The sequence below is a fragment of the Ructibacterium sp. SJQ-7 genome (genome assembly GCF_054696575.1).
Genome location: NZ_CP195193.1, coordinates 1,309,208 through 1,334,009, shown reverse-complemented (window position 1 = coordinate 1,334,009; position 24,802 = coordinate 1,309,208). Strand labels below are relative to the sequence as shown.

The following is a 24,802-nucleotide window of genomic DNA, read 5'->3' as shown; positions in this document are numbered from 1 at the left end:
AATGGCTATTAAAAAGTATAATCCTACTTCGCCTGCCAGAAGATTTATGACAGTTTCAGACTTCGCTGAAATCACAAAGAAGTCACCGGAGCGTTCGCTTCTTGCTAAGAAAGACAAGCACGCCGGCAGAAACTCATACGGTAGAATCACTGTTCGTCATAGAGGCGGCGGCAACAGAAGAAAGTACAGAATTATTGACTTTAAGAGAAATAAAGACGGTATGCCGGCAACAGTTATCGGTGTTGAATACGATCCGAACAGAAGTGCCAATATCGCTCTTATTCAATATGAAGACGGCGAAAAGGCTTACATCATCGCTCCTATCGGTCTTACAGACGGTGACGTCGTAGTATCGGGCGAAGGTGCAGATATTAAGCCGGGTAACGCATTGTTTATAAAAGATATTCCGGTTGGTACACTAATTCATAACATTGAATTGTATCCTGGAAAGGGCGCTCAGCTTGTAAGAAGTGCAGGTAACAGTGCACAGCTTATGGCTAAGGAAGGCGACTATGCACAGGTTAGACTTCCAAGCGGCGAAGTTAGAATGATCAGACTTGATTGTAAAGCAACTATCGGTGTTGTAGGTAACCAACAGCATGAAAACGTATCTATCGGTAAAGCCGGAAGAAAGCGTCACATGGGTTGGAGACCGACAGTTCGTGGTGTTGTTATGAACCCTAACGATCACCCTCACGGTGGTGGTGAAGGTAAGTCACCAATCGGTCGTCCTGCACCGGTTACTCCTTGGGGTAAACCAGCACTTGGTCTTAAGACAAGAAAGACTAAGAACAGAACTGACAAGTTCATCGTTAAGAGAAGAAACGCTAAATAATAGATATTTAATTTTGATATAGATTGAAAGGAGGAAGATTTAATGGGCAGATCACTTAAGAAAGGACCTTTCGTTGAAGAGCGTCTTATGAAGAGAATTGACGCTATGAACGCAGCTAATGAAAAGAAGGTCGTAAAGACATGGTCAAGAGCTTCCACAATTTTCCCAGAAATGGTTGGACACACAATCGCAGTGCATGATGGCAGAAAGCATGTTCCTGTATTCATCAGTGAGGACATGGTAGGCCACAGACTTGGCGAATTCGCTCCTACAAGAACATACAAAGGTCATGCCGGAGCTAAAACTTCTAAGTAATATCTATGATATTGCTTAGAAGCAAAGAAATAAGATTTACAGAGGGATGTTAAATCCCGTTACTAATATTGCAAAAGGAGGAATCCACATGGAAGCACGTGCAGTGTTAAGATATGCTCGTATTTCACCTAGAAAGGTTAAGATAGTGCTTGATCTAATAAGAAACAAGCCTGCTAACGTTGCAATGGGTATTCTAAACAACACACCTAAAGCAGCAAGCGAGTATTTGACAAAGCTTCTTGCGTCAGCGATTGCAAACGCAGAGAATAATCATGATATGGATAAGAATAAGTTATACGTTGCAGAATGTTACGCAACACAAGGTCCTACTTTAAAGAGAATTCAGCCTCATGCTCAAGGCAGAGCGTTCAAGATTTTAAAGAGAACCAGCCATATCACTTTAGTATTAAAGGAAATGGAAGACTAATCGAAAAGGAGGTTCACTCATGGGACAAAAAGTTAATCCACACGGACTTAGAGTCGGAGTTATAAAAGATTGGGATTCTAAGTGGATTGCAGGTAAAAAAGATTTCGGAGACCAGTTGGTTGAAGATTATAATATAAGAAAGTTCGTTAAGAAGGCTTGCTATGATGCAGGTGTTGCTAAGATCGGTATTGAAAGAAAGCAGAATAAAGTGTTTATCACAATTCATGCTGCTAAGCCTGGTATCATCATCGGTAGAGGCGGTGCTGAAATCGATAAGCTAAAGGCTCAAATCGAAAAGCTTACTTCAAAGACTGTTAACGTAAACATCATGGAGGTTAAGACTCCTGATACAAATGCACAGCTTGTTGCTGAAAACATTGCTGCACAACTTGAAAGAAGAATTTCATTCAGACGTGCAATGAAGCAAGTTATGGGCAGAGCAATGCGTCTTGGCGTTAAGGGTATCAAGACTGCAGTTGCAGGTCGTGTAGGCGGTGCTGAAATCGCAAGAACAGAACAATATCACGAGGGTACAATTCCTCTACAGACATTGAGAGCTGATATTGACTATGGCTTCGCTGAAGCTCATACAACATACGGTATTCTTGGCGTTAAGGTTTGGATTTACAAAGGTGAAATCCTAAACGTTGCTGACGGCAGAAGAAAGGAAGCTGCTCAACAAGCGGCTGACAATAACAGACGCGATAACAGAAGACGCGGCGATAGAAGACCGAAGGGAGGCAGATAATCATGTTGTTACCAAAGAGAGTTAAATACAGAAGAGTTATGCGTGGCAGAATGAAGGGTAAGGCAACACGTGGTAACGTTGTATCACACGGCGAGTTCGGCCTTCAGGCTCTTGAGCCGGCATGGATTACTTCAAGACAGATTGAAGCAGCCCGTATAGCTATGACAAGATATACAAAGCGTGGCGGTCAGGTTTGGATTAAGATATTCCCTGATAAGCCGGTAACAAGAAAACCTGCTGAAACTCGAATGGGTTCAGGTAAGGGTGCTCCAGAGTATTGGGTAGCAGTAGTTAAGCCTGGCAGAGTGCTTTTTGAAATGGCAGGCGTAAGTGAAGAAGTAGCAAGAGAGGCTATGCGTCTTGCTATGCACAAACTACCAATCAAGTGTAAGTTTGTAAAACGTCAAGCAGAGGATGGTGAATAAGAATGAAAGTAAATGAGCTAAGAGATTTATCAACAGCTGAATTGGAAGAAAAACTTGCAGAAAGCAAGCAAGAGCTTTTCAACTTGAGATTTCAGAATGCTATTAACCAATTAGAAAATCCAAAGAGAATTGGTGATGTAAAGAAGACTATCGCTCGTATTTTAACCATCATTCATGAAAGAGAACTACAAGGCAGTGCGATGTAATGCCGGTACTTGTTTGACAGGTACAAATTGAGCAGATAGAAGATTATTAGAAACGTGCGGAAGGAGGCACTTATCTGTGGAAGAAAGAAACAGCCGTAAGGTTAAGATCGGTAAAGTAATCAGCAATAAGATGGATAAGACAATCGTTGTTGCTATTGAAGAAAATAAAAAGCATCCGCTTTATGGTAAGATCGTTAAGAGAACTTACAAACTAAAGGCACATGATGAAGAAAACGTATGCTCTATCGGCGATAAGGTAAAGGTTATGGAAACAAGACCTCTATCAAAGGACAAGAGATGGAGACTCGTTGAAATAGTAGAAAAAGTTAAGTAATATAGCGTTCCCGGAAAGAGTGGAACAACTTGCTTTGCAAGTTGTAGTAAGCAAATCGCTTGCGATTTGTGAAGCGTAAGGAGGAAGTTTTAATGATTCAACAACAAACACTTTTAAAAGTGGCTGATAACACTGGCGCAAAGGAAGTTATGTGTATCCGAGTTATGGGCGGCAGTAAGAAAAGATATGCAGCAGTTGGCGACGAAATCATTTGCAGTGTCAAGAAGGCAACACCGGGCGGCGTTGTAAAAAAAGGTGACGTTGTAAAAGCTGTTGTAGTCAGAACGGTTAAAGAGTCAAAGCGTGCTGACGGTTCATACATCAGATTTGATGAGAACGCAGCAGTTATCGTAAAAGATGACAAAAACCCAAGAGGTACTCGTATTTTTGGCCCTGTTGCAAGAGAGCTTAGAGATAAAGAGTACATGAAGATACTATCATTGGCTCCGGAAGTTCTTTAATTAAGGAGGATAATTGATACAATGAAAAAGATGCATGTAAAAAGAGGCGACACTGTAAAAGTTATCGCCGGCAAAGATAAAGGTAAAGAGGGCAAGATTATCACAGCTATTCCGGCTGACGGTAAGGTAATCGTTGAAGGCGTTGCTGTTGCTAAAAGACATCAAAAGGCAAGAGTTCAAGGTCAGGAAAGCGGTATTATCCATAAGGAAATGCCAATCGACGCATCAAACGTTATGAGAGTTTGCTCAAAGTGCGGTAAAGCTGCAAGAACAGGTGTTAAGGTTCTTGATGACGGTTCAAAGATGAGATACTGCAAGAAGTGTAATGCAGAACTTAACGATTAATTTTCGAGAGGAGGAAGATTCTAACAATGAGTAGAATGCAAGATAAATATAATAAAGAAGTTGCTCCGGCTCTTATGGAGAAGTTCAGCTATAAAAGTACAATGCAAATCCCTAAGCTCGACAAGATCGTTATAAATATCGGTATGGGTGAAGCTAAAGACAACCCTAAGGCAATCGAGGCTGCTTGCGGAGATTTGGCTGCTATAACAGGTCAAAAGCCTATTATAACAAAGGCTAAGAAGTCAGTTGCGAACTTCAAGTTAAGAGAAGGAATGAATATCGGCTGTAAAGTAACACTTAGAGCTGACAAGATGTATGAATTCTTAGACAGATTTTTCAATGTTGCTCTTCCACGTGTAAGAGACTTTAGAGGTATCAACCCTAACGGTTTCGACGGTAGAGGTAACTATTCTGTTGGTATTAAGGAACAGCTTATATTCCCTGAAATTGACTATGATAAGATTGACAAAATCAGAGGTATGGACATCAACATTGTCACAACTGCACAGACAGACGAAGAAGCTCGTGAACTTCTAAAGTTAATGGGCGCTCCGTTCCGTTCATAGTTAAAAAGGAGGATTTAACATGGCAAGGAAAGCAATGGTTTTAAAACAACAGAAACAACCTAAGTATTCAACACAAGCTTATACAAGATGTAAGATTTGCGGCAGACCGCATGCTTACCTTAGAAAGTTTGGTATTTGCCGTATATGCTTTAGAGAATTGGCTTACAAAGGTCAAATCCCTGGCGTAAGAAAAGCAAGCTGGTAAAATCGAGCGTTTCTTATAAGAAACGAATTGATTTTTAGATATATGATAAAATTCGGACTTACAAAAATCCGAAAGAGGTAAAGTGACTTGCACAGCAAGTTATAGCTGAAGCAGGTATTTGATGCGAGACATCAAATACCGTAGCATAAGGCAAACCGCTTGCGGTTTGTGAGAGCGTAAGGAGGTAAAATAAATGCAAATAACTGATCCAATCGCAGATTTGCTTACAAGAATCAGAAATGCAAGCTCATCAAAGCATGAAACAGTCGATGTTCCTGCTTCAAACATGAAGAAGGCGATTGTTGAAATCCTTAATGATGAGGGTTATATAAAAGATTTTCAAGTAATCGAAGACGGTAAACAAGGCGTTATCAGAATTACTTTGAAATACGGACCTAACAAGGAAAGAGTTATAAGCGGTCTTAAGAGAGTTTCTAAGCCTGGTCTTAGATTCTACGCAAGCGTTGACGAACTTCCAAGAGTTCTTAAGGGTCTTGGTATCGCAATCGTTTCAACATCAAAGGGTATTATGACAGATAAGGAAGCAAGAAAGCAGCACGTTGGCGGCGAAGTACTTGCTTACATCTGGTAATTAATATTAATAAAAAAATAACTGAAAACCTGTGGAAACACACGGCTGTGTGTAAAACAGAGCAAATTTAAGTTAAGGAGGAAAAATCCCTATGTCAAGAATAGGTAAGTTACCTATCACTGTTCCTGCCGGAGTTGAGGTAAAGATCAGTGATACAAACGAAATCACAGTAAAAGGTAAGAACGGCACACTTTCAAGACAACTTCATCCTGATATGATCGTTAAGCTTAACGATGGAGTTATCACAGTAGAGCGTCCTTCAGAAGATAAGATGCACAAGTCATTGCACGGTCTTACAAGAACACTTGTAAACAATATGGTTATCGGTGTTACAGAAGGCTTTACAAAAGAGCTTGAAATCAACGGTGTTGGTTACAGAGCTGCAATGCAAGGCAAGACTCTTAACTTGAGTCTTGGTTACTCACATCCTGTTTTGTATGAACCAAAGGAAGGCGTAACAATCGAAGTTCCTGCTCCAAACAAAATCATCGTTAAAGGTGCCAACAAAGAAGACGTTGGTGCAACAGCAGCGAAGATTAGAGAGTACAGACAGCCTGAACCATACAAGGGTAAGGGTATTAAGTACGTTGATGAACACATCAGACGTAAAGAAGGTAAAACAGGAGCTAAGAAGAAATAATTGAAAGGAGTGTTCTTAAATGATTAAGAAGATAGATACAAAAGCGGCTAGAGTTAGACGCCACGCAAGAGTTAGAAAGAACATCTCCGGCACAGCGGAGAGACCTCGTCTAAACGTATTCAGAAGTGCAAAACATATATATGCTCAGGTTATTGATGATGTAAAGGGTGTTACACTTGTTTCAGCATCAAGCATGGACAAAGAATTTGAAGGCTACGGCGGAAACGTTGAAGGTGCAAAGGCAATCGGTCAGAAAGTGGCTGAAAAGGCTCTTGCAGCAGGCATTAAAGCAGTAGTATTCGACAGAGGCGGATATGTATATCACGGCAGAGTTGCTGCTCTTGCAGAAGGCGCAAGAGAAGGCGGCTTGGAATTCTAATAGAAGGAGGAAGAGATAAGTGGCTGAAAGAATAGACGTAGAAGCTTTAGAGCTTGAGGAAAATGTCGTAGCAATCAACCGTGTTGCTAAGACTGTTAAAGGCGGTAGAACAATGAGATTCAGCGCTTTGGTCGTTGTTGGTGACAGAAATGGTCACGTTGGCTTCGGTCAAGGTAAGTCTGCTGAAATACCTGACGCAATCAGAAAAGGTATTGAAAGCGCAAAGAAGAATTTGATTTCTGTTCCTCTTGTAGGTTCAACAATTACTCATGAAGTTGTTGGTATTTCAGGTGCAGGTAAGGTTCTTCTTAAGCCGGCTGCACAAGGTACTGGTGTGCTTGCAGGTGGTGCTGCTCGTGCGGTTCTTGAACTTGCAGGTGTTAAAGACATCAGAGCAAAGAGCTTGAGATCAAATAACAAGAGAAACGTAGTTAGTGCTACTATACAGGGATTGTCAGAGTTAAAGCAGCCTGAAGAAGTTGCTAAGCTAAGAGGCAAGACTGTAGACCAAATCAGAGGTTAATAAGGAGGCACACAGTAATATGGCTAAGCTAAAAATTACATTAGTTAAGAGTACAATCGGCAGAAAGAAAGACCAAATTGCTACTGTTGAAGCTCTTGGACTAAAGAAAATAAGAAGTGTTGTTGAACACAATGACACACCTCAAATCAGAGGAATGATTAACAAGGTATCTCACCTTGTAACAGTTGAAGAAAACTAATTAGTAAGGAGGTGTAGCAAATGAACTTAAACGAATTGCAACCTGCTGAAGGTTCAAAGTTCGCTCCTAAGAGAGTGGGCAGAGGTATCGGAAGCGGTACAGGTAAAACTTCGGGAAAAGGTCATAAAGGACAAAACGCAAGAAGTGGCGGTGGCGTTAGACCGGGCTTTGAAGGTGGTCAAATGCCATTATACAGAAGACTTCCTAAGCGTGGATTTAAGAATATATTTGCAAAGCAGTATGTTGCTGTTAACGTTGAGGAGCTTAATAAGCTTGAGGACGGAGCAGAAGTTACAGCAGAAACACTAAAGGCAAACGGTATAATCAGCAAAACACTTGACGGTGTTAAAATACTTGGCAGAGGTGAGCTTAACAAAAAGCTTACTGTAAAGGTGGCTAAGATGAGCGCTTCTGCAAAGGAAAAAATAGAAAAGGCAGGCGGAAAGGCTGAGGTGATGTAATCGTGTTACAGACACTAAAGAATGCTTGGAAAATTCCGGACCTACGTCGCAGAATTCTATTTACATTAATGATGCTTATAGTTTTCAGATTCGGTGCACATATTCCTGTACCGTATCTGACAGCTGATGCTATGCAAGCGTTCCTTGGAAACGGCGGAACTGACTTGTTCAGCTTGTTCGATGTATTCACAGGTGGTGCGTTCTCAAACGCAACAGTTATGGCAATGGGTGTTTCACCATACATCAACGCATCTATTATCGTTCAACTTCTTACTGTCGCAATACCTTCTCTTGAGCGTCTGGCTAAAGAAGGTCTTGAGGGCAGAAAGAAAATTAACAAGATTACAAGATACCTTGGTATTGCGTTGGCATTCATACAAGGTGCCGGACTTTATGTAACACTTTACAATATGAGCGTTACAAACGGTCTTGACGCAATCAAAAATCCAAGCGTTTTAACATTTTTCGTAATAGTTCTTACATTCACAGCAGGTACAGCATTTATTATCTGGTTGGGTGAACTTATTACAGAAAAGGGACTTGGAAACGGCGTATCACTAATTATCTTTGCAGGTATCGTATCAAGAATACCATCAGCTGCATACGGAATTTATAATCAATTCTTGGGAGCAGGATTAAATGCAAAGGGTCTTATATTCGTAGCTGCCATCATTGTTGTGGCAATAGCTGCTATCACGTTCGTTGTATTCTTCTCAGAGGCTGAAAGAAGAATTCCGGTTCAGTACGCTAAGCGTGTTGTTGGAAGAAAAATGTACGGCGGACAAAGCACAAACATTCCGATTAAAGTTGCAGCAGGCGGCGTTATGCCGATCATCTTTGCATCTTCAATCATGGCATTCCCTGCAACAATCGTAAGATTGGTTTCAGGCGGTAATATGCCGACAGCCGGTCTTGGATATTATATCCTTGGTTGTTTATCAGCCGGCTATGCGTCAGCATGGTGGACCAGTCTTGTATACGCAATTCTTTATGCGTTGCTTATACTATTCTTCACATATTTCTATTCTTCAATTCAGTTCAATCCGATTGAACTTGCAAATAATATGAAGAAGAGTGGAGGATACATTCCGGGTATCAGACCTGGTAAGCCGACAAGCGATTATATAGGAAAGATTTCTTCAAGATTAAATCTTGTAGGTGCATTCTTCCTTGCAATTATTGCAATCCTACCTGTAATTGTCGGTGCGATATTCAATGTAACGGCACTTCAAATCGGCGGTACATCACTTCTAATTATGGAAGGTGTTGCTCTTGAAACTGTCAGACAAATTGAATCACAAATGACAATGCGTCATTATAAAGGTTTCCTTGAATAATTTCAGGAAAGGCGGTATTTAGTATGAATTTGGTATTAATGGGCCCTCCGGGGGCAGGAAAAGGCACTCAAGGCGAAATTTTATCTAAGAGATTGGATATAAACACAATTTCAACGGGTGTTATGCTGAGAACCGCCATCAAGGAACAGTCAGAAATCGGAAAGATTGCTGAAAAGTATATCAATGATGGAAAACTTGTTCCGGATGACGTAATTGTTTCTATAGTAAAAGAAAGATTGCAAAAGCCTGATTGTGCAAAGGGATTTATCCTTGACGGATTCCCTCGCACAACAGCTCAGGCTGAGGCATTGACAGAATCGGGCGTAAAAATTGATAAAGTGCTTTCTCTTGAAGTTGCCGATGAGGCAATAATCGAGCGTTTGTCATCAAGACGTGAATGCTCAAAGTGCGGAGCACCGTACAATATCATATCAAACAAGCCTGAAACTGAAGGAATATGTGATAAATGTAAAGGCGAACTTATTCAGCGCGCCGATGATGTTCCTGAAACAATCAAGAACAGACTTAATGTTTATCACGAACAGACAGAGCCGATAAAAGCGTATTATGAAAAGCTTGGACTTCTTGTTACTGCAAAGGGCGAGGATAAGCTTGAAGATACAACAAGCAATGTTGCTAAGGCTTTGGGACTTGAGGTGTGAGTTATGATAACTATTAAATCAGCAAAACAAGTCGAAAAAATGCGTGCGTCAGCAAAAGTTACAAAAGGTGCGCTTGAGCTTCTTGAGAAGCACATCAAACCGGGTGTAACAACGGCGCAGCTTGATAAAATCGCATATGATTTTATTATATCACAAGGTGCAAAACCTAATTTCCTTAATTATAACGGTTTCCCGGGAACAATTTGTGCGTCAATCAATGACGAGGTTGTTCACGGAATTCCAAGTAAGAGAGCCATTTTGAAAGAGGGCGACATAATCAGCATTGATATGGGCGCTATACTTGACGGATGGCACAGTGATGCCGCAAGAACATTCGGAGTCGGAAAGATTTCGGACGAGGCACAAAATCTTATAGACGTTACACGTCAAAGTTTCTTTGAGGGAATTAAATATGTAAAGCACGGTGCCAAATTAGGCGATGTTTCGTCAGCAATTCAGCAGTATGTTGAATCGCATGGTTACAGCGTAGTGCGTGACCTTGTCGGTCATGGAATTGGTCGTAATCTTCATGAAGATCCGAGCGTACCGAATTTTGGCAAAGCCGGTCATGGCGTAAAGCTTGCCGCAGGTATGACAATTGCTATTGAACCTATGGTTAATGCAGGTGATTATCATGTTGCGGTACTTGATGATGATTGGACAGTTGTAACTGATGACGGAAGTTTGTCAGCCCACTATGAAAACACCGTATTGATTACAAAAGACGGGTGTGAAATATTAACACTTTAGGAGTATTATATGGAAATTATAGAGGGTTCAATCGTGCGTTCCATTGCGGGACGTGACAAGGGTGATTTGTTCATCGTCCTTTCAAGAGAAGGCGATTTTGTTTATCTTGCAAACGGTGAATTGCGAAAAGTGGATCACCCGAAAAAGAAAAAGCTCAAGCACCTTCAGGGTACAAACTCTGTTTCGGATTTTGTAAGTAACAAACTTGCAACTGCGGGTAAGGTTACAAATTCAGAGGTGCGAAAAGCATTAGCGGAGTTTAATTAAACCTGAAAGCGTATCTAAAGGAGGTTTATAACATATGTCTAAGCAAGATGTTATAGAAGTTGAAGGTAAGGTTGTTGAAAACTTGCCTAACGCACAGTTTAGAGTTGAGCTTGAAAATGGGCACCAGGTTACAGCACATATTTCAGGCAAACTGAGAATGAATTTCATAAAAATTCTACCGGGAGATAAGGTAACTCTTGAAATGAGTCCTTATGATCTTGATAAGGGCAGAATTACATGGAGAAGTAAATAATTTACTTCGGTCAGATAAGTGACGACAAGGAGGTAATAGATATGAAAGTACGTCCGTCAGTAAAACCAATTTGCGAAAAGTGCAAAATCATAAAGAGAAAAGGCAAAGTAATGGTTATTTGTGAGAATCCAAAGCATAAGCAAAAGCAGGGTTAATCAGTCCATATTTTGCACATTCCGAACCTTTTTCGAACTTTGTGTACACTGAGTACACGGCAGTTTGAAAGAAGCTTTGGACTGCACTCAAATCTGAACTGATTAAAATAGCCGAGAGGTTATATCACAGGATACTAATTTATATATTATTTTGCAAAACGCAGTGAAAAGCACTGCATTAAAATTTGTTTATGACTTGTTCAGGCGAACAGCCTGAATGAGTTTTAATACAACACTATAAAAATTTTTTGATGATATCTTTTAATGGAGGTGTAGAAAAGTATGGCAAGAATAGCAGGTGTTGACTTACCTAGAGAAAAGAGAGTAGAGATTGGTCTTACCTATATATACGGCATTGGACTAAAGAGTTCTCAAAAGATTCTATCTCAAACAGGTATAAACCCAGACACAAGAGTAAAGGATCTTACAGAAGCAGATGTAAGTAAGCTAAGAGAAGTTATCGACGCTGAATACACAGTTGAAGGTGACCTTAGAAGACAGTTGGCTCTTGACATCAAGAGACTTATGGAAATCGGATGTTACAGAGGTATCCGTCACAGAAGAGGTCTTCCTGTAAGAGGACAAAACACAAAGAACAATGCAAGAACCCGTAAGGGTCCTGCAAGAGCGATTGCAGGTAAGAAGAAATAAAGGAGGGACTAAGCTAAATGGCTAAGGTAGCAAAGAAGACTACACGTACAAGACGTCGTGATAGAAAGAATATTGAAAAAGGCGCGGCTCATATCCGTTCAACTTTCAACAATACAATAGTTACAATTACAGATACAGCTGGTAATGCTATATCTTGGGCAAGTGCCGGCGGTTTAGGCTTCCGCGGCTCAAGAAAGAGCACACCTTTCGCTGCTCAAACAGCTGCAGAAACAGCAGCTAAGGCAGCTATGGAACATGGAATGAAGACAGTAGAAGTTTACGTTAAGGGCCCTGGTGCAGGTAGAGAAGCTGCAATCAGAGCACTTCAAGCAACAGGTCTTGATGTTACAATGATTAAGGACGTAACTCCTATTCCTCATAACGGTTGTAGACCACCAAAGAGAAGAAGAGTCTGATTTGTATATTATTGTAAAGGAGGAAAAATTAACATGGCAATAAACAGACAACCAGTGTTAAAGAGATGCAAGACTTTGGGCATTAACCCTGCAACAATGGGTATTGATAAGTCATCAAACAGAAACCCAAAGCAAGGCAGAAAAAAGCAGTCTGAATATGGCTTGCAGCTTAATGAAAAGCAAAAGGTTAAGTTTATATACGGTGTACTTGAGAAGCAATTCAGAAAGTACTATGTAATGGCTACAAAGAAACAGGGCATCACAGGTGAAATGTTGCTTCAAATCCTTGAGTCAAGACTTGACAATGTTGTTTTCAGATTAGGTTTGGCTAATACAAGACGTGAAGCAAGACAAATTGTTAATCACGGTCATATCACAGTAAACGGTCAAAAGGTTGATATTCCGTCATACCTTGTTAAGCCGGGTGATGTAATAGCAGTTAGAGAAAAGAGTAAGAACTCTGTTAGAATTAAGGAAATCGTTGAAACAAACGCAAACAGGGTTGTTCCAAAGTGGCTTTCAATGGATAAGAATACACTTACAGGTAAGGTTATCACATTGGCTGCAAGAGATGACATCGACTACGAAGTTGAGGAACACCTTATCGTCGAACTTTATTCTAAATAATTATATGTTACCCTCGGTACGTGGATATATATATATGTTTTTTCGAGAGATTTCGGAGCTTAGACTGCTCCGAAGTCATCTCTAATTATGAAGGAGGGTTCTGAAATGATAGAAATGGAAAAGCCTAATATAGAATGCGTTGAAATGAGTGACGACGGCAGATACGGCAAATTCGTTGTATCTCCTCTTGAGCGCGGTTACGGCACAACTCTTGGTAACTCACTACGCAGAATTTTACTTTCATCATTGCCTGGTGCGGCTGCTACTTCAATTAAAATTGAAGGTGTGCAGCACGAATTTTCAACTGTACCCGGTGTTACAGAAGATGTTACAGAGCTTATACTTAACATTAAAAAGCTTGCTTTGAAGATTCACGGTGATCTTCCAAAGACTGTTTACATCGAGGCAAAGGGTGCACAGGAAATTACAGCAGGTGACATAAAGCGTGACGAAGATGTTGAGATTTTTAATCCGGATCTTCATATCGCAACACTTAATGATGATGCAAATCTTTATATTGAGATTACTCTATCAAAGGGCAGAGGCTATGTAAGTGCTGATAAGAACAAGCAAGCAATGCAGCCGGTAATCGGAGTAATCCCTGTGGATTCTATCTATACTCCTGTAACAAAGGTTAATTATACAGTAGAAAACACTCGTGTAGGTCAATATACAGATAGAGAACAGTTGGCAGTTGAGCTATGGACAAACGGAACAATTAAGCCTGATGAGGCTGTGTCTTTGGCTGCTAAGATAATGAACGACCTACTTTCATTGTTCGTAGACCTTTCAGATGACGCTAAGAATACTGAAATCATCGTTGAAAAGGAAGAGAACAAGAAGGAAAAGGTTCTTGAAATGACTATCGAGGAACTTGATTTATCAGTTCGTTCATATAACTGCTTAAAGCGTGCTGGTATTAACACGGTTGAAGACCTTACAAACAAATCTGAAGAAGATATGATGAAGGTTAGAAACCTTGGTAGAAAGTCGCTTGAAGAAGTCATAAACAAATTGAATGGTTTAGGTCTTTACCTTAAAAAAGAAGAAGATTAATAGGAGGTAACAGTAATGCCGGGAACAAGAAAGTTAAATCGCCCAACAGACCAAAGAAAAGCTATGTTGCGTAACCTTGTAACAAGCTTCTTGGAAAATGGCAGAATTGAAACTACTTTAACAAGAGCGAAAGAAACTCAGAGCATGGCAGAGAAAATGATTACTCTTGGTAAGACAAATACACTACATTCTCGTCGTCAGGCATTGGAGTTTATCACAAAAGAAGACGTTGTAACAAAGGTTTTCTCTGAAATAGCTCCTAAGTACGCTGACAGAAACGGCGGTTACACAAGAATTTACCAAACAGGTCCTCGTCGCGGTGACAGTGCACCTATGGCAATTCTTGAGCTTGTAGACTAATTAATTGTATATTAAGACGGTTCGTATGAACCGTCTTTTTTGTGTTTACAAAAATAGAAAAGTGTGATATAATAATTTTGCGATAGAAATGAATATTTAATACCAAATCAGTTTACGTTAGTAAAAAACGTAAGCTTTCTTTGATATATACTGATTTGGTGTAATTTCTGTCGCAAGAATACAAGCAAAGCTGCGTTTTTAGTGCGTGGTTTTGCCACGCACTTTTTTTATGGAGGTTTGTATTATGGAAGAGATTTTTGGATTTAATGACCAATTTTTTGACGAGCGTATTGAAGTGGCAATGTTACATCTTGAGAGCAACGACAGTAAATATAACAAGGTATTCAACAAACTCAGTGCAACTCTTTCGGATATGTTTCACCATTATTGTAACGGTGGAGAAGGTATACCTGAGGGATATGAGGAGCGTATACAGTATTTTTTTGAAAACATACAGGGTATTGATAATGTAAGATTACGTACCGTATATTTTGCCGCTGTAGTTGATTGTATGAATATGTTAGTAAAGTTAGGTTACATAAAGATATAAAAAAACGACTGTTTCAAAACAGTCGTTTTTGTTTGTCTTAAATTACATTAACTTTTGCAATCTTTCGTTTACTGCAAGCAAGAATTCTTCTGTATCAACCTTTTGCTTATTTTCAAGAGTTGAAAGTGCGGCAAGGTCGCCTGTCATAAAGCCTTCTTCGATTGTTTGGATTGTAGCTTTTTCAAGATTATCAGCGAACTTGATTAGATCGTCAAGACCGTCCATTTCGCCTCTCTTACGAAGTGCGCCTGTCCAAGCAAACAATGTTGCAACAGAGTTTGTTGAAGTTTTTTCGCCCTTTAAATGCTTGTAGTAATGTCTTTGAACAGTACCGTGAGCAGCCTCATACTCATAAACACCGTCAGGTGATACAAGTACTGATGTCATCATAGCAAGTGAGCCGTAAGCGGTCGCAACCATATCCGACATAACGTCACCGTCATAGTTCTTACAAGCCCAAATATATCCGCCGTTTGAACGGATAACTCTTGCAACCGCGTCATCAATCAATGTATAGAAGTATTCGATACCGGCTGCCTCAAACTTTTCTTTATATTCGTTATCATAGATTTCTTGGAATATATCCTTGAAACGATGGTCATATTTCTTTGAAATTGTGTCCTTTGTTGCAAACCAAATATCTTTCTTCATATCAAGAGCATAGTTGAAACATGCTTTTGCAAAGCTGGCAATAGATTCATCTCTGTTATGAACACCTTGAATAATACCGTCCTCGTTGCTGAAATCGTAAATTAATTCACGAGTTTCTTTTCCGTCCTTGTCTGTGCAAACAAGCTCAGCCTTACTGCCGGCTTTAACCTGCATTTCGACGTTTTTATAAATATCGCCGTATGCGTGACGTGCGATTGTTATAGGCTTTGTCCAAGTCGGAATGTAAGGAGTGATACCCTTAACAAGAATAGGTGTTCTGAAAACTGTACCGTCAAGCATGGCACGGATAGTACCGTTAGGCGATTTCCACATTTCCTTTAGGTCATATTCTGTCATTCTTGCAGCGTTAGGTGTGATTGTCGCACACTTAACCGCAACACCGTATTTCTTTGTTGCATTCGCACTGTCAACTGTAACTTGGTCGTTAGTTTCGTTTCTGTGTTCAAGACCCAAATCATAGTATTCAGTCTTTAAGTCTATGTAAGGTGTAAGAAGAATATCCTTAATCATCTTCCATATGATTCTTGTCATTTCGTCGCCGTCCATTTCGACAAGCGGTGTTTTCATCTGAATTTTTGCCATTTTCTTATACTCCTTTTTATTATAGATAAAAAGGGACTGTAAAAAGCCCCCTTGCTGTTTATTATCTTAGCATATATATTTAATTATGTCAATGTTCATTTTGACGAATTAAGTAAATCGGAAAAATCCTCATACGGCAATGGTTTAGAATAGAAATAACCCTGAACCATATTACAGCCTGCATTTTTTAAGAAATCACGTTGACTTTGTGTTTCGACACCCTCGCAGATTGTTTTAACGTGAATTTTTGATGCCATATTAATAATTTCCTCAACAATAACTTGACTTCGCTGAACATCTTCGGTACTGTCGATAAATACTTTGTCGATTTTAAGTGTATCAATCTGCACTTTTCTAAGCAGGTTAAGCGATGAGTAAGCACTTCCGAAGTCGTCCATTGATATTGTAAAACCGTGTTCTTTCAAATTGTATATAAGTGCGATTGCCGAGCTGTCCTCTTGACTGAATATACTTTCTGTAATTTCCATTTCAATATACTGCTTAGGCACTTTGTACTTTGCGACAACCGCCTCAAGCTTGTCAACAAAATTCGTATCTGAAAGGTGACATCTTGAAACGTTCATTGAAATAGGAATAACCTTTTTACCCATATCAAGGCGATGTTTTTGCATTTTCAAAACCTGTTCATATACATAGAAATCAAGGTCAACAATAAAGCCGTTGCGCTCAAAAACAGGGATAAATACGCCCGGTGAAATAATACCCTTTTCCTTGTGATTCCAACGCACAAGAGCCTCCGCACCGATGATTGTATCGTTTGCAAGTTCGTATTTCGGCTGATAGTAAACGACAAATTCGCCCTTGCTCAATGCACGAACCATTTCGCTTTCAATCATATTTTTCATATTAAGTTTTTTGTTCATATCGTCCGTGAAATAGCATATATAATTTGTATTTCGCGCTGATGTGTACTTTTTGGCAATATTTGCTCTGTCAATGTAAAGCGACAGGCTCAAAGCGGGGTTGTAACGCGGAATAGGGCAAACACCGATTTTTAGCGGTACTTTATAATTTGTTGTGTTATGTATTGAAATATCCAAGTCCACAAGGCTCTTTAAAAGCTCACGGTTTTGTGAAGTGTCTTCAACGAGAATTAAGAAACTGTCACCTTGCGAACGTGCGTAAAGCCCGTTTTTGTGGAATTTTGATTTTATATTCTTGGCAATGTTCATAAGCGTCTGGTCGCCGACTATGTGACCGAAACGTTCGTTTATAAGTTTGAAGTTTCTTGCATCAAGCGATGTGAGTAAGTATGATTTATCGCTGTTGTTATCCAATATTTTTTCAGCCGTTTTCATAAAATACTGCTTATTCGGAATTTGTGTAAGTGTGTCCGTATGCAGAAGTTTTTTGTAATAATATTCACGCCATTTTATGAATACGATTATCGCGATTATAACAAGCAATATTATAAATACCCATTGCTTGTTTGTTTGCAACATATCTTTTAAAGTCGGAACATATATATGATTTAATGTGTAGACTTTCCTTTCAAGTTCCGAATTTGTAAGTGTTACATTTTGGATTGTCTTGTTCAAAAGGCTTACGATATGCTGATTGCAGGTAAGGTTGGAAACACCGAGACTTGCGGGAACTTCGACGTCAAAGTCTTGCAATATTGAAAGCTGGGGATGTGCAATCAAACTCATTTTTGTCTGTAAATCTGTCGACGAAACAAGTACAGCTGAAACAGTGTTGTTTTCGACTGCCGTTAAAAGTGAGTCAATGGATGAATATTTTTCGACAGACCATTGTTTGTATTTGTCGTCAAGATAATCTGTAATCCACGAATCGTCTGCCAATATGCCGACGTGAATTTCACTGTCCTCAAAAATGTTCGTGTCTTTTTTCACTAACGGCAAGTATGAAACCTTTGTATAAGGCAGTGTTGCAGTGGTAAGACCTTGTTTTGAACCTGAAACCGTAAGAATTATGTCGGCTTTGCCCATAACAATTCCGTTCATTGACATTTCGGATTGATCGTACGAGATAAATTCAATTTCAAAACCGGCATTGTCGGCAACTTTTTTGATAATATCTTCGTATATACCGTTATATTCGCCCGTGTCCTTGTCATAATATGATGACGGATAATTGTTGTCGGGCGCAAGTATGCGAAGTTTAGGGTGATTTTCCTTTGCTGTCTGCTCTTCTTTCGTGTAGCCTATTGAATTGCTGTAAGGGCGTTTAAACAGCTTTGTATATTCCATTGACAGATAGAACGGATTTTGTATTTTGTATTGATTTATAGCGCTGTTTAGCTTTGTAAGAAGATTGGTATTGCCTTTTTTTACGGCACAGTAGTAGTCCAATTTGCCGCCTTTGGCTATTAATTTTAATCCGTCGGGATTGTTTGTTGTAGGCGTAAAAATTGCATCGATTGAATTGTTTTTTACGGCACTTAACATATCGTCCACAGTATCGTAATAAACAGGGATGTATGTAAAATTATTTGCAGCCGAAAAATCGGAAAGAATTTTTTCTATATACGAATTTTTAAGTAAGCCGATTTTAATTTGATTGAATGTATCAAATTCTTCAAAATATAATTGCTTGTAATCAGTGGTATAAAGTCCTAAAAAGCCTGTTGCGATAGGTGATGATGTATAGTCAACATACGCCAAAAAGGCATCACTCACAGGAACCATACATAAAAAATCTATATTTCCGCTTTGAAGGTCGGAAATACCTTTATTAAAAGTTGTGTCATCGAAGTTTATTTCGTTAGCTATAAAATTTGTACTTGCAGTTGTATCTAAAATAGTATTCATACTATCTTCGGCATATTCACTGATACTGTTGCCGTCAAAACTGTAATCATCAAGAATACCGGCTTTTAGCGTATTCGTTTCAGCATATACCGAAAAAGAAGTAAAGCAAATAACAGATGTTAAAAGCATTAAAATAATTGCTTTTATGTTTTTCATTCAAATTCCCCTTTGTTTAAATCCTCTCTCTCATATATTATATACCACATTGTCCAAATGTTCAAACAAAAAATTTAAAAATATTAAAAAATATTGCAGACAAAACCTTTAAGGGGTATCTGCTTTATATTTGGTATACATATTATAAGTTATCGTGCATATACATATAACATATATTTTGGACAAAAGGAGGAAACAAAAAGTGGAAGAATACAATATTTACAGTGATATAGCACAGAGGAGTCAAGGAGATGTTTATATAGGTGTAGTCGGACCGGTCAGAACAGGTAAATCTACATTTATAAAAAAGTTTATGGATTTGCTTGTAATACCTAATATAGAAAATGTGTATCAGGCAGAGAGAACGCGAGATGAATTGCCACAGTCCGCCGGCGGCAGAACGATTATGACGACAGAACCGAAGTTTATACCGAATGAGGCGGTTGAAATATCCCTGGGCGATAATGCACATTTAAAGGTGAGAATGATTGACTGCGTCGGCTATATCGTGGACAGTTCGCTTGGGTATGTGGAGGATAACGAGCCGAGAATGGTTACAACTCCGTGGTTTGACCACCCGATTGCTTTTAATGAGGCGGCGGAAATAGGTACGAAAAAAGTTATTTGCGAACATTCGACTATCGGTCTTGTTGTTACGACTGACGGTACGATTACGGAGATTGACAGAAACGATTATGTTGACGCCGAAAACAGAGTTATAAATGAATTGAAAGCGATTAATAAGCCGTTTATCGTACTGTTAAATTCGGTAGCGCCTAATTCACAGAGTGCACAGAATTTAAAGGCTGAACTTGAGGCAAAGCACGGTGTACCTGTTGTGGCGGTGAATTGTGAAGAACTTAATGCAACGGATATACATAATATTATTGAAACGGTGTTGTTTGAATTTCCGCTTAAAGAAATTAATATTAAAATTCCCGATTGGATTGAAGAACTTGACAGTGAGCATTGGCTGAAAAAAGAGATATACGGTGCGATAATCGAAAAAATCGAGGACGTAAACCGTATTCGCGATGTGCGTGCATTGTCGGACGGTATGGCTGAGTGCGGTTTTGTTCAGCGTTCGTATATCGAGGGTATGGATTTGGGTGACGGTACGGTTAAGCTGTGTATGGAACTTCCGCAGGAGCTTTTCTATCGTGTGCTTGGTGAAATGTCCGGCTTTGAAATTGACGGCGAACATCAACTTATGACGCTTATGTCGGAGCTGGCACAGATGAAAGCACAGTATGATAAGGTGTCATTCGCACTTCACGAGGTAATGGAAAAGGGTTACGGAATTGTGTCACCGTCAACAGAAGAATTGACTCTTGACGAACCGAAAATCGTTAAACAGGGCGGTAGATTCGGTGTTAAACTTAAAGCGTCCGCACCGTCTATACATATGATTCGTGCGGATATTGAAACGGAAGTAAGTCCGATTGTCGGTACTGAAAAACAGTCGGAGGAGCTTGTGCATTATCTGCTGTCGGAATTTGAAACAGATCCGACAAAAATTTGGCAGTCGAATATATTCGGTAAGTCGCTTTATGAGCTTGTAAATGAAGGACTTCATAATAAACTTTCAAGAATGCCTGAATCGGCAAGAATGAAATTAAAAGAAACTTTGCAGAGGATTATTAATGACGGAAGTAACGGCTTGATTTGTATAATTCTGTAATAAGGGGCTTGATAATGAAACGTATAATAGCTGTAATCCTCGTGATTCTTTGTTTGTGCGGGTGCGATATGAAACGTATCCGCACAGAAAGCAGTATAAAGGAATATGAAACCGATTTTTCAACGGTGTATGCCGAAACAGTTAAATTCAGCGGTATGAAAAACAGTGAGTTTGAAAAAAATATCAACGCACAGATACAACAGTCCATAGACAGTGACCTTGTTGCTTTTGATTCCAAAGCACAGGAATGTAAGGATAATTTGCAAATGGGGAACAAGTGCGTTATGGAGATAGGTTGGGAGGAAACTTATAATAAAAATGATTTTATCAGTGTGGTTGAAGAAAAATATATTTATACCGGCGGTGCAAGAGGTACAACGGTGCATATTCCCGTAAACATAGATGTGTCGGGCGAAAAGGAAGTGAAACTTGCGGATTTGTTTGCTGATGACGGGTATGTCAGTACGCTTAACAGAATGATTAATGAAGAAATGGAAAAACATTCGGAAGAATATAAGGATTTGTGGGCAAAGCCTGAAATAAAACAGGAACATCAGACGGATTTTTATATTCAAGACGATGATTTGGTTATATTCTTTCAACCGTATGATTTGTCATACTATGCCCGTGGATTCGTGGAATTTAGACTTGATTTGGAAGATTTGTCCGGGTATATGAAAGAGGAATATAGACGGATGATTGATTAGGGGCGACCATCGGTCGCCTTTTTTGCGTTTGTGTGAGTAGGGGACGGCGCCCACGACGTCCCTTTTCCCACATCAATTCCGTAGGGGCGATCATCGGTCGCCCCTTGTTCAACACACTTAAACATCGATTTCAAAATGATAACTACCGCCTACAAGTGTATGAATATCACCGTTAGGCAATTTCAAAGTTGCGGTTGTATTAGTCGGAACGGTGCAATCATACGTAAATTTACCGTCATGCAATTTCCACGCAGAACTGATTTTACCGTAAGGTGACGTAAAACTGCCTTTGGCATAAGTCAAACCGCCTCCGAATTTCGGTGAAAGCATAAATGATTTATACCCAAATTCAACGGGACAAATACCAAGTATATCGGTAAAGAACCATTGACCTATCGCACCGTAAGAATAATGGTTAAACGAATTCATTGAAACATCGCCGAAAGTGCCTGTTTCGGCAATATACGAATTCCAACGCTCCCATATGGTTGTAGCACCGTTTTTGACACTGTAAAGCCAAGACGGATTGTCTTCCTGTTCAAGCAACTTAAAAGCAACATCATCAAGACCGACTTTTGAAAGTGCAGGTGCAAGATGTGATATACCGAGAAAGCCGACTGTAAGTTTGCCGTTGTTTCTCAATATTGAGTTTTTGAAATATTTTCTTGTATTTTTAAGCTTGTCTTTGGGGATAAGGTCAAAGTCAACTGCAAGTGCATATGCTGTTTGACTCGGACAGTGCGGAGTGTTTTCGGCATAATATGTATATCGCGTAACACTTCCGTCAAGTGCGACCGATTCGCCGCAATGTGCGGTCTGTGAACTCACTTCGCCGTAATACGAAACAGAGCCGTCATCATTAACCCACGCATCATTGAATGCACGTTTTATATTTTCAAATAATTCAGTATATCGTTTTTCATCATCGGTTTTGCCGAGAATGTACGCGGTTCTGCGGAGTATGTCGGCAGAATGTGCGGCATATGCCGTTGCGGAATATATGTAAGGCGTGGAATTGTCATAAGTAAGGTGGTCGCCACGGCATTGCTGTACTTGAATATACGGAATTGTCGCAAGGTCGGATTGTTCCGGTACTTCCTTGCCGTCAACCGTTCGTACACCGTAATTACGGCGGTCAGTGCTGTTTTGATATTCAACCCACTTTTTCATCATATCATAGCATTTTTTAAGTATGCGTATATCGCCGTATGCTTCATACATTTCCCACGGCACAATCGTTGCGGCGTCGCCCCAACCGCCGCAACCGTCAATGCGGTTATCACCTCCGAGTGGGGCGGTATCGGGAACAGCACCGTTTTTATTGTACATAGTTTGTGCGTCAATCAAATCATCAAGCCATTTGTCGATAAACGACTTTATGTTCATATTATATGCACCTGTTTTTGCAAAAACCTGCATATCACCCGTCCAACCCATACGCTCGTTGCGTTGCGGACAATCAGTAGGAATTAGCAGAAAATTGCCGATTTCACCCCAACGGATATTGTGCTGAAGCCTGTTAATAAGCGGATTTGAACATTCAAATTCACCTGTAACAATATCAATATTCGATATTGCAAGACCGTCAACCGAGATAATCATATCTTTTGATATATCGCAACCGTTACCGCTGATTTCCGCATATCTGAAACCGTGTGACGTGAAAGTAGGAATAAACTCCTCCGTATCACGTCCGCAAAGTGTATAAATATCGGTATTTGCGGCGGAACGCAGATTTTTTATATAAATACAGCCGTCTTTATGCGTCATTTCGCCGTAACGAATTTTAATCGACTGACCGCATTGACCTTTAACTTTCAATTTTATTGTTCCGACCATATTTTGACCGACATCATAAACGAAATGATTTTTCGGATTTTCACACACGAATTTACCGACAAAGTTTTTTATAATTTTTGCAGTGTTACCCTTTTGGGCGGTTAATTTAAAATCAGTATCGGATAGTGTGCCGTTTGTCGGGACAGGCTTTTTAGGTTGTTGTTTGATACCGCATTTAACCCAGCGTTTATCGTCCGCAAGGGGATTGTATTCAAGCCTTGCGTCATAGCTTTCACCGTCAAAATAATCACAGTCGCTTATCGGTGCTTTATCAGTAAACTCCCACGAACTGTCTGTTTTGATAACCTCGCTTGTTCCGTCAGTGTAGACAATATTCAGCATAGCAATAAACGAACTCTCTTTGCCGTATATCATAGCACCGCTGTAACCGCAAAAGCCCGAATAATGTCCTTTTCCAAGAACTGCACTTATGATATTTTTACCGTCTGCAAGCATATCGGTAACGTCAAAAGTTTGGTATTGAATTCTTAGTCTGTAGTCGGTAAAACCGGGATTGTAAAAATCGTCACTGACTTTTTCGCCGTTTATGCAGGCATTGTAAAAACCTTGCGCAGACGCATAAAGACGTGCCGATTTGATTGTTTTTTCTATATTGAAACGTTTGCGGAGATTTACAGACGGTACGGGATTGACAATTTCAAATGCGTTGTTGATTGTGAGTTTTCCGTTTTCGTATGTGCCGAGTGCCGAAAGTAAGCCGTTTTCAAAATTATCCTCTTGCAAAACAAGATTGTTTGTTTCGATTTTTAAGTGACTGATTTCGGCAACACTGTTTAGCTGATTAAAGCCGACAGACATTAAAAATGCCTTGCGCGGCTGATTTATGATATTTTTCGGAAGAATATCTTCATCAATTACTTTTTGACCGTTCAGATAAAGAAGTACATTTGTTTTGTTTACCGATAATTCAAGGCTGTCGGAATGTTCGGTAACATGGAATGTACCGAGTAATTTTTTATACGGAACATTGTCATTCCAAGCATTGTCGGATATTTCGTAAACAGAAACGCTGTCTTTGCAGATGTTAAATAGGACATAGTTATCTTTATTTCTTGCGTTCGCAACCAAGCCGAGATTGTCCGACTTGAAAGTACAAGAAATTTTATAGTTATCAACGGCATATGTGTTGACGGTTTCTTGCGGACTGCCAATCCAATCGGAATTAAATTCATTATTCATTAAGCCTGTTTCAAAATCGGCAGTATCGCTTGTGTATTCATTGCCTTGTTCGTCCCATACGCTTACTTGCCAAGAATACTTTGTCATAGCCGATAAAGATCGACCGTTGTATTCAATGCAGATTGAGCGGTCAGACATAACTTTACCGCTGTCCCAAACCGTATCATTGTCGGAGCGAACAATAATTCTGTAAGCGGTTTGAACAGTACCGCTGATTTTCGATTGCAGTTTCCAAGAAAATCGCGGTTTCTTTTCATCAATTCCGATTGGATTTATTAAATCCTCTGTTTTCATATCGTAAATAATCATAATTCTAATCTCCGTCTGTTTTATTAATATCATTATACCATAGCACAATATAAAATGTTTCAAAATTTTGCTTGAAATCGTTTATTTTTTGCTTTGTATTTTGACATTGCATATAATAT

At 39.6% G+C, this 24,802-nt stretch carries 34 protein-coding genes; 31 read left to right on the top strand and 3 right to left on the bottom strand.

The genetic code is table 11. The annotated features are described in order from the left end of the window. Position 1 precedes the first annotated feature (1 nt). The 29 genes from rplB (at position 2) to ACSAMO_RS05995 (ending at position 14,745) form a co-directional block, all read left to right on the top strand. Positions 2-835 carry a 50S ribosomal protein L2 gene (rplB, locus tag ACSAMO_RS06135; protein WP_022231072.1) on the top strand — a complete coding sequence of 278 codons (834 nt, stop codon included), beginning with the start codon at positions 2-4 and terminating at the stop codon, positions 833-835. A gap of 42 nt (positions 836-877) precedes the next feature. Beyond that, complete coding sequence (gene rpsS, locus ACSAMO_RS06130) at positions 878-1,150, top strand: 30S ribosomal protein S19 (protein WP_022231073.1); 273 nt, start codon at positions 878-880, stop codon at positions 1,148-1,150. Positions 1,151-1,238: 88 nt separating this feature from the next. Further along, positions 1,239-1,577: a 50S ribosomal protein L22 gene (gene rplV / locus ACSAMO_RS06125; RefSeq protein WP_022231074.1), complete on the top strand. Its 339-nt coding sequence runs from the start codon at positions 1,239-1,241 to the stop codon at positions 1,575-1,577. Between the two features lie 19 nt (positions 1,578-1,596). Next, positions 1,597-2,325 (top strand): 30S ribosomal protein S3, encoded by a 729-nt coding sequence (gene rpsC / locus ACSAMO_RS06120; RefSeq protein WP_117968371.1) that lies wholly within the window; start codon positions 1,597-1,599, stop codon positions 2,323-2,325. A 2-nt stretch (positions 2,326-2,327) separates the two neighbouring features. Further along, a complete protein-coding gene (rplP, locus tag ACSAMO_RS06115; RefSeq protein WP_022231076.1) occupies positions 2,328-2,750 on the top strand; it encodes a 50S ribosomal protein L16 in 423 nt (140 codons plus the stop codon). A 2-nt stretch (positions 2,751-2,752) separates the two neighbouring features. Then, on the top strand, positions 2,753-2,956 hold the full coding sequence (rpmC, locus tag ACSAMO_RS06110; RefSeq protein ID WP_022231077.1) for a 50S ribosomal protein L29: 204 nt from the start codon (positions 2,753-2,755) through the stop codon (positions 2,954-2,956). 76 nt (positions 2,957-3,032) lie between these two features. Beyond that, entirely contained in the window at positions 3,033-3,290 is a 258-nt protein-coding gene (rpsQ, locus tag ACSAMO_RS06105; RefSeq protein WP_022231078.1) for a 30S ribosomal protein S17, read from the top strand. A gap of 92 nt (positions 3,291-3,382) precedes the next feature. Next, on the top strand, positions 3,383-3,751 hold the full coding sequence (gene rplN, locus ACSAMO_RS06100; RefSeq protein ID WP_022231079.1) for a 50S ribosomal protein L14: 369 nt from the start codon (positions 3,383-3,385) through the stop codon (positions 3,749-3,751). A 21-nt stretch (positions 3,752-3,772) separates the two neighbouring features. Continuing rightward, positions 3,773-4,096: a 50S ribosomal protein L24 gene (gene rplX / locus ACSAMO_RS06095; protein ID WP_022231080.1), complete on the top strand. Its 324-nt coding sequence runs from the start codon at positions 3,773-3,775 to the stop codon at positions 4,094-4,096. A gap of 26 nt (positions 4,097-4,122) precedes the next feature. Next, positions 4,123-4,662 (top strand): 50S ribosomal protein L5, encoded by a 540-nt coding sequence (gene rplE, locus ACSAMO_RS06090; RefSeq protein WP_022231081.1) that lies wholly within the window; start codon positions 4,123-4,125, stop codon positions 4,660-4,662. 19 nt (positions 4,663-4,681) lie between these two features. Beyond that, on the top strand, positions 4,682-4,867 hold the full coding sequence (locus tag ACSAMO_RS06085; protein WP_022231082.1) for a type Z 30S ribosomal protein S14: 186 nt from the start codon (positions 4,682-4,684) through the stop codon (positions 4,865-4,867). Between the two features lie 193 nt (positions 4,868-5,060). After that, a complete protein-coding gene (gene rpsH, locus ACSAMO_RS06080) occupies positions 5,061-5,459 on the top strand; it encodes a 30S ribosomal protein S8 (RefSeq protein WP_022231083.1) in 399 nt (132 codons plus the stop codon). Positions 5,460-5,550: 91 nt separating this feature from the next. Continuing rightward, entirely contained in the window at positions 5,551-6,099 is a 549-nt protein-coding gene (gene rplF, locus ACSAMO_RS06075; protein ID WP_499210037.1) for a 50S ribosomal protein L6, read from the top strand. Positions 6,100-6,118: 19 nt separating this feature from the next. Then, a complete protein-coding gene (rplR, locus tag ACSAMO_RS06070; RefSeq protein ID WP_022231085.1) occupies positions 6,119-6,478 on the top strand; it encodes a 50S ribosomal protein L18 in 360 nt (119 codons plus the stop codon). A gap of 19 nt (positions 6,479-6,497) precedes the next feature. Next, a complete protein-coding gene (gene rpsE / locus ACSAMO_RS06065; protein ID WP_022231086.1) occupies positions 6,498-7,001 on the top strand; it encodes a 30S ribosomal protein S5 in 504 nt (167 codons plus the stop codon). A gap of 19 nt (positions 7,002-7,020) precedes the next feature. After that, entirely contained in the window at positions 7,021-7,200 is a 180-nt protein-coding gene (gene rpmD / locus ACSAMO_RS06060) for a 50S ribosomal protein L30 (RefSeq protein WP_022231087.1), read from the top strand. 20 nt (positions 7,201-7,220) lie between these two features. Then, positions 7,221-7,661: a 50S ribosomal protein L15 gene (gene rplO / locus ACSAMO_RS06055; RefSeq protein ID WP_022231088.1), complete on the top strand. Its 441-nt coding sequence runs from the start codon at positions 7,221-7,223 to the stop codon at positions 7,659-7,661. Positions 7,662-7,663: 2 nt separating this feature from the next. Next, the gene (secY, locus tag ACSAMO_RS06050) at positions 7,664-8,998 is read left to right on the top strand and encodes a preprotein translocase subunit SecY (protein WP_022231089.1); all 1,335 of its coding nucleotides are present in this window, start codon (positions 7,664-7,666) and stop codon (positions 8,996-8,998) included. 23 nt (positions 8,999-9,021) lie between these two features. After that, positions 9,022-9,660: an adenylate kinase gene (locus ACSAMO_RS06045; RefSeq protein ID WP_022231090.1), complete on the top strand. Its 639-nt coding sequence runs from the start codon at positions 9,022-9,024 to the stop codon at positions 9,658-9,660. Between the two features lie 3 nt (positions 9,661-9,663). Continuing rightward, positions 9,664-10,410 carry a type I methionyl aminopeptidase gene (map, locus tag ACSAMO_RS06040; protein ID WP_022231091.1) on the top strand — a complete coding sequence of 249 codons (747 nt, stop codon included), beginning with the start codon at positions 9,664-9,666 and terminating at the stop codon, positions 10,408-10,410. A gap of 9 nt (positions 10,411-10,419) precedes the next feature. Beyond that, positions 10,420-10,677 (top strand): KOW domain-containing RNA-binding protein, encoded by a 258-nt coding sequence (locus ACSAMO_RS06035; protein ID WP_147514166.1) that lies wholly within the window; start codon positions 10,420-10,422, stop codon positions 10,675-10,677. Between the two features lie 34 nt (positions 10,678-10,711). Then, the gene (gene infA / locus ACSAMO_RS06030; protein ID WP_022231093.1) at positions 10,712-10,930 is read left to right on the top strand and encodes a translation initiation factor IF-1; all 219 of its coding nucleotides are present in this window, start codon (positions 10,712-10,714) and stop codon (positions 10,928-10,930) included. Positions 10,931-10,971: 41 nt separating this feature from the next. Then, complete coding sequence (gene rpmJ, locus ACSAMO_RS06025; RefSeq protein ID WP_008516283.1) at positions 10,972-11,085, top strand: 50S ribosomal protein L36; 114 nt, start codon at positions 10,972-10,974, stop codon at positions 11,083-11,085. Between the two features lie 282 nt (positions 11,086-11,367). Then, positions 11,368-11,736, top strand: a complete 369-nt coding sequence (gene rpsM, locus ACSAMO_RS06020; protein ID WP_022231094.1) for a 30S ribosomal protein S13 — start codon at positions 11,368-11,370, stop codon at positions 11,734-11,736. Positions 11,737-11,753: 17 nt separating this feature from the next. Next, complete coding sequence (gene rpsK / locus ACSAMO_RS06015) at positions 11,754-12,152, top strand: 30S ribosomal protein S11 (RefSeq protein WP_117968366.1); 399 nt, start codon at positions 11,754-11,756, stop codon at positions 12,150-12,152. A 33-nt stretch (positions 12,153-12,185) separates the two neighbouring features. Next, positions 12,186-12,779 carry a 30S ribosomal protein S4 gene (gene rpsD, locus ACSAMO_RS06010; RefSeq protein WP_022231096.1) on the top strand — a complete coding sequence of 198 codons (594 nt, stop codon included), beginning with the start codon at positions 12,186-12,188 and terminating at the stop codon, positions 12,777-12,779. A 105-nt stretch (positions 12,780-12,884) separates the two neighbouring features. Further along, positions 12,885-13,835, top strand: coding sequence for a DNA-directed RNA polymerase subunit alpha (locus ACSAMO_RS06005; RefSeq protein ID WP_022231097.1), 951 nt, complete (start codon positions 12,885-12,887; stop codon positions 13,833-13,835). Between the two features lie 15 nt (positions 13,836-13,850). Next, entirely contained in the window at positions 13,851-14,195 is a 345-nt protein-coding gene (gene rplQ, locus ACSAMO_RS06000) for a 50S ribosomal protein L17 (protein WP_022231098.1), read from the top strand. A 244-nt stretch (positions 14,196-14,439) separates the two neighbouring features. Then, positions 14,440-14,745 carry a hypothetical protein gene (locus tag ACSAMO_RS05995; RefSeq protein WP_499210036.1) on the top strand — a complete coding sequence of 102 codons (306 nt, stop codon included), beginning with the start codon at positions 14,440-14,442 and terminating at the stop codon, positions 14,743-14,745. A 42-nt stretch (positions 14,746-14,787) separates the two neighbouring features. Here the strand turns inward: ACSAMO_RS05995 and ACSAMO_RS05990 are convergent, their stop codons facing one another. Then, positions 14,788-15,999, bottom strand: coding sequence for an NADP-dependent isocitrate dehydrogenase (locus ACSAMO_RS05990; RefSeq protein ID WP_147514165.1), 1,212 nt, complete (start codon positions 15,997-15,999; stop codon positions 14,788-14,790). 95 nt (positions 16,000-16,094) lie between these two features. Then, on the bottom strand, positions 16,095-18,947 hold the full coding sequence (locus ACSAMO_RS05985) for an EAL domain-containing protein (protein ID WP_499210035.1): 2,853 nt from the start codon (positions 18,945-18,947) through the stop codon (positions 16,095-16,097). 202 nt (positions 18,948-19,149) lie between these two features. Between ACSAMO_RS05985 and spoIVA the strand changes: the two genes are divergently transcribed. Then, positions 19,150-20,628 carry a stage IV sporulation protein A gene (spoIVA, locus tag ACSAMO_RS05980; RefSeq protein ID WP_147514163.1) on the top strand — a complete coding sequence of 493 codons (1,479 nt, stop codon included), beginning with the start codon at positions 19,150-19,152 and terminating at the stop codon, positions 20,626-20,628. A 14-nt stretch (positions 20,629-20,642) separates the two neighbouring features. Beyond that, positions 20,643-21,335, top strand: coding sequence for a DUF3298 and DUF4163 domain-containing protein (locus tag ACSAMO_RS05975; protein ID WP_499210034.1), 693 nt, complete (start codon positions 20,643-20,645; stop codon positions 21,333-21,335). Between the two features lie 117 nt (positions 21,336-21,452). Here the strand turns inward: ACSAMO_RS05975 and ACSAMO_RS05970 are convergent, their stop codons facing one another. After that, positions 21,453-24,683: a family 78 glycoside hydrolase catalytic domain gene (locus ACSAMO_RS05970; protein ID WP_499210033.1), complete on the bottom strand. Its 3,231-nt coding sequence runs from the start codon at positions 24,681-24,683 to the stop codon at positions 21,453-21,455. Between the last annotated feature and the right edge of the window lie 119 nt (positions 24,684-24,802).